The sequence below is a fragment of the Thomasclavelia sp. genome, assembly GCF_047249845.1.
Taxonomy (GTDB): domain Bacteria; phylum Bacillota_I; class Bacilli_A; order Erysipelotrichales; family Coprobacillaceae; genus Thomasclavelia.
On sequence record NZ_JBKTWO010000094.1, the window covers coordinates 1 to 4,640 of the forward strand.

Here is a 4,640-nt window from a genome sequence, read left to right on the forward strand (position 1 = left end):
ATTTTATTGAAGGTAAACAAACACTTTCTTTCTTAAAAAAGTATAGTTTTGATATTCATAAAGTATTATTTGCAGGAGTAATTAAGGGTAAAAATATCTGGAAAGATGATTATAGAAAAACTGTAAAATTATTAGATGAAATTAGTAAAATTGTTGATAATGTAGTTATTAATACATCTTGTTCATTACTGCATGTTCCCTATACGATTGAAAGTGAATCTAAATTAGATTTTGAATATAAAAAGTATTTAGCTTTTGCTAAAGAAAAATTAGTTGAATTATTTCAATTAAAAGTTATTTCTAAATTAGGAACTAAACATAGTTATTATACTGATAATGTTACTATTTTTAATGAAACCAGTAATCGTACAAATAAAATAGTTCAAAAACGTTTATCTTTATTAAAAGAAACCGATTTTATACGTCTACCCGAACTTCTACAAAGACGTAAGATTCAAAAAGAATATTTTAATTTACCTATTTTACCAACTACCACAATTGGCTCTTTTCCACAAACAAAAGAAGTTCGTGCAAACCGAAGAGCATACCGTAATGGTGAAATAGATGAAGTTACTTATCAACACTTTAATCAAAAGATGATAAAAAAATGGATTCGTTATCAAGAGGAAATTGATTTAGATGTATTTGTTCATGGAGAATTTGAAAGAAATGATATGGTTGAGTATTTTGGTGAGAAACTTGAGGGCTATTTATTTACTGAAAATGGCTGGGTTCAGTCTTATGGAACTCGTTGTGTAAAACCACCGATTATCTGGGGTGATATTTATAGAAATGATTCACTAACTGTTGATTATGCTGTATATAGTCAGGGATTAACTAATAAGCCGGTAAAGGGGATGTTAACAGGACCTGTTACGATGTTGAACTGGTCATTTCCACGTCTTGATATATCATTGAAAGAAATAGCTTTACAGCTTGCTCTAGCAATAAAGGATGAAGTTTTAGAATTAGAGGCTAATGAAATAAAAATTATTCAAATAGATGAAGCTGCATTTAGAGAAAAATTACCTTTACGTAAAAGTGATTGGCAAAGTGAATATTTAGATTGGGCAATTCCCGCTTATCGCTTAGTTTCTAGCAGTGTTAAAGCTAATACTCAAATTCATAGTCACATGTGTTATAGTGAGTTTGATGATATTATTCAAGCGATTGAAGATATGGATAATGATGTTATTTCATTTGAGGCTTCACGTTCAAGTTTAGATTTGTTGGAAGTATTAAATAAAGTGAATTTTAAAAGTGCGGTAGGCCCAGGACTATATGATATCCATTCACCAAGAATTCCAAGTGTTAATGAGTTTGAAGTAGTATTATCAACAATGTTAGAAAAATTACCAATTGAGCAATTATGGATAAATCCTGATTGTGGTTTAAAAACTCGAGGATGTCATGAAACATTAGCTAGTCTTACAAATATGGTTGAAGCAGTAAAAAATATTCGTGCAAAACTTTTATAAGTTAAAAAATAATGATAAAATATTATTCAAGGAAGTGAAAATATGACATTACAACAATTACGCTATGTTATTATGGTGGCTCAAAAAGGAACGGTGAGTGAAGCTGCTAAAGAGTTATTTATATCGCAGCCTAGTTTATCTAATGCTATTAAGGAGCTGGAAAAGGAATTAGGAATAGTTATTTTTTCACGAACTAATAAAGGGGTTATTATTAGTGATGATGGACTTGAGTTTTTAGGCTATGCTCGTCAGGTTGTTGAACAGGCAGATTTATTAGAGAGTAGATATTTACAAGATAAAGTTACTAAAAAACGATTTTGTGTTTCAACGCAACATTATTCTTTTGTTGTTAATGCTTTTGTTGATCTTGTAAAAAAGTATCGTGATAGCAATTATGAATTTATGATTAGAGAAACTCGAACTCATGAAATTATTGAAGATGTTAAAACATTAAAGAGTGAAGTTGGGATTTTATATATAAATGATTTTAATCAAAAAGTGATTAATAAGTTGTTGAAAGAAAATAATTTGATATTTTATCAATTGTTTAGTGCTAAGCCACATATTTTTATTAGTGACACTAATCCATTATCAACTCGTAATATTGTTAGTCTTAAAGATATTGAACCTTATCCATATTTATCATTTGAACAAGGACAGTATAATTCATTCTACTATTCAGAAGAGATTTTAAGTACGATGTCTCATCAAAAAATAATTAAAGTTAGTGATCGGGCAACATTATTTAATTTATTAATTGGTTTAGATGGTTATACTATTTGTACGGGAATCATTAGTGAAGAATTAAATGGAAAAAATATTGTTGCGATTCCTCTAGATATTGATGAAAGCATAAATATTGGTTATATCGTTCATAAAGATACAGCCCGAAGTAATTTAGGGCAGATTTTTATTGAAGCCCTAAAGCAAAATATCCAAGCATTGATATAGGTGTGTATCAACACACCTTTTAAAATGTCAATATCATTCAAGTATTATTATATAACATATGGTATTATACAGATGGAGGAAAAAACATGGCAGAAAAACGAACTATTATTTTTGATGAACAATTAAAGATTGAAGCTTATCAGTTTGTCGGAATCATGCAAAAGTTTCCTAATCATTTTCATGAATGCTATGTTATTGGTTTCATTGAAAAAGGAAATCGGCATTTATCTTGTCGGGGTTATGAATATGATATGATAGCAGGAGATTTATTATTATTAAATCCGTTTGATAATCATACTTGTCAAAGTAATGATGGTAAACCATTAGATTATCGCTGTTTAAATATTGATGAAAAAATCATGGAAATGGCTGTTAAAGAAATAACGGGAGTTAATTTTTTACCAACATTTAAACAACCAGTTGTTTTTCAAAGTGAGTTAGTTACATCTTTAAGACAATTGCATCAGTCAATTATGGATAAAGAGTCAGAGTTTTATAAAGAAGAACTATTTTATCTATTACTTGAACAATTAATTAAGGAACATACTATTAATGAAGTTGATCAAACAAAACAATTTAATGAATCAATATTGCAAGTAAAGAAATACTTAGATACTAATTATGTTAATCAAATATCATTATTAGAGCTAAGTGAACTAGTACATATGAATAAATATACACTGATTCGTAATTTTACCCGTAATTTTGGAGTAACTCCCTATCAATATCTTGAAACAATCAGAGTCAATCATGCTAAATCATTATTAGAACAAGGGGATGATTTAATAGATGTGGCGATGAAATCAGGGTTTAGTGATCAGAGTCATTTTACAAGATTTTTTAAAAGTATGATTGGATTAACACCAAAACAATATCAAAATATATTTAAAGGGGAAGATTATGAATAAATATTTATCGGGACATGTAGCAGCACTTTTTACAATTTTTATTTGGGGAACGACGTTTATTTCAACAAAGATATTATTAGTTGATTTTAAACCAATTGAAATTTTATTTTTTCGTTTTTTAATTGGTTTAGCTGTTTTAATGATTATTTATCCTAAAAGATTGAAAAATACAACTAAAAATCAGGAAATAACATTTGCACTAGCAGGGTTATGTGGAGTAACCTTATATTTTTTATTAGAGAATATTGCTTTAACTTATTCAATGGCTTCTAATATTGGAGTTATTATCTCAATTGCACCTTTTTTTACAGCAATGATTTCTCATTTTGTGTTAAAAGAGAAATCATTAAAATCAAATTTTATTATTGGTTTTATTGCAGCTATGACAGGAATAGCTTTAATAAGTTTTAATGGTACTAATAATTTTCAACTGAATCCCTTAGGTGATATATTAGCATTATTAGCAGCTTTGGTTTGGGCTATATATTCTATTCTTACAAAAAAGATTAGTGAGTATGGCTACAATACGATTCAAGTTACAAGAAGAATTTTTATGTATGGAGTTGCTTTTATGCTGATAGCATTAGTTCCTTTTGGTTTTGAGTTAAATTTAAATCGTTTTACTAATCCTGTTTATCTAGGAAATATTATCTTTTTAGGATTAGGAGCTTCAGCATTATGTTTTGTAACTTGGAATGTCGCTGTAAAAATCTTGGGGGCAGTAAAAACAAGTATTTATATATATATTGTACCAGTTGTTACTGTAGTAACATCAGTTATAGTTTTAAATGAAAAAATTACAATGATGGCTTTGATGGGAACTATCTTAACTTTGATAGGGTTATTTTTATCACAAAATAAGGAGGATAAAAACAATGGATGAAAAATGTGTGATGATTATTGATGAGAATCTACCAATTGGTTTAATTGCTAATACTACAGCAGTATTAGGAGCAACTTTAGGTAAAATAAATAAGCAAATAATTGGTAATGATGTATGTGATTTAGATAATAAGATTCATCCTGGAATTGTTAATATACCAATTCCAATTTTAAAAGCAAATAGTCAATTAATTAGAGAACTATTAGATAAAACAAATAATTATTTAGATGAAATATCAGTAATTGATTTTTGTGATTTAGCACAAAGCTGCAAGGATTATGAGGAATATACTTCAAAAATGAAACTTACTAGTGAAAAAACACTAAATTATTCAGGAATCTGTCTGTTTGGAAATAAAAAAAGAATTAATAAACTTACTGGTAATTTACCATTATTGAGATAGTATAATAAATATTGATT

General features: G+C 28.0%; 5 protein-coding genes. All 5 read left to right on the forward strand.

Annotation, left to right across the window (positions count from 1 at the left end):
- Nucleotides 1–1,478: 5-methyltetrahydropteroyltriglutamate--homocysteine S-methyltransferase (gene metE / locus ACLR9T_RS13370; RefSeq protein WP_413110005.1), on the forward strand; the 1,478-nt coding region annotated here is incomplete at its 5' end.
- A gap of 42 nt (nucleotides 1,479–1,520) precedes the next feature.
- Nucleotides 1,521–2,429, forward strand: a complete 909-nt coding sequence (locus ACLR9T_RS13375) for a LysR family transcriptional regulator (RefSeq protein ID WP_413110006.1) — start codon at nucleotides 1,521–1,523, stop codon at nucleotides 2,427–2,429.
- Between the two features lie 86 nt (nucleotides 2,430–2,515).
- A complete protein-coding gene (locus ACLR9T_RS13380) occupies nucleotides 2,516–3,337 on the forward strand; it encodes an AraC family transcriptional regulator (protein WP_413110007.1) in 822 nt (273 codons plus the stop codon).
- Complete coding sequence (locus tag ACLR9T_RS13385; RefSeq protein ID WP_413110008.1) at nucleotides 3,330–4,220, forward strand: DMT family transporter; 891 nt, start codon at nucleotides 3,330–3,332, stop codon at nucleotides 4,218–4,220. Before ACLR9T_RS13380 ends, ACLR9T_RS13385 begins: the two co-directional genes overlap by 8 nt.
- A complete protein-coding gene (locus ACLR9T_RS13390; RefSeq protein ID WP_413110009.1) occupies nucleotides 4,213–4,623 on the forward strand; it encodes a DUF2000 domain-containing protein in 411 nt (136 codons plus the stop codon). Before ACLR9T_RS13385 ends, ACLR9T_RS13390 begins: the two co-directional genes overlap by 8 nt.
- Nucleotides 4,624–4,640 lie beyond the last annotated feature (17 nt).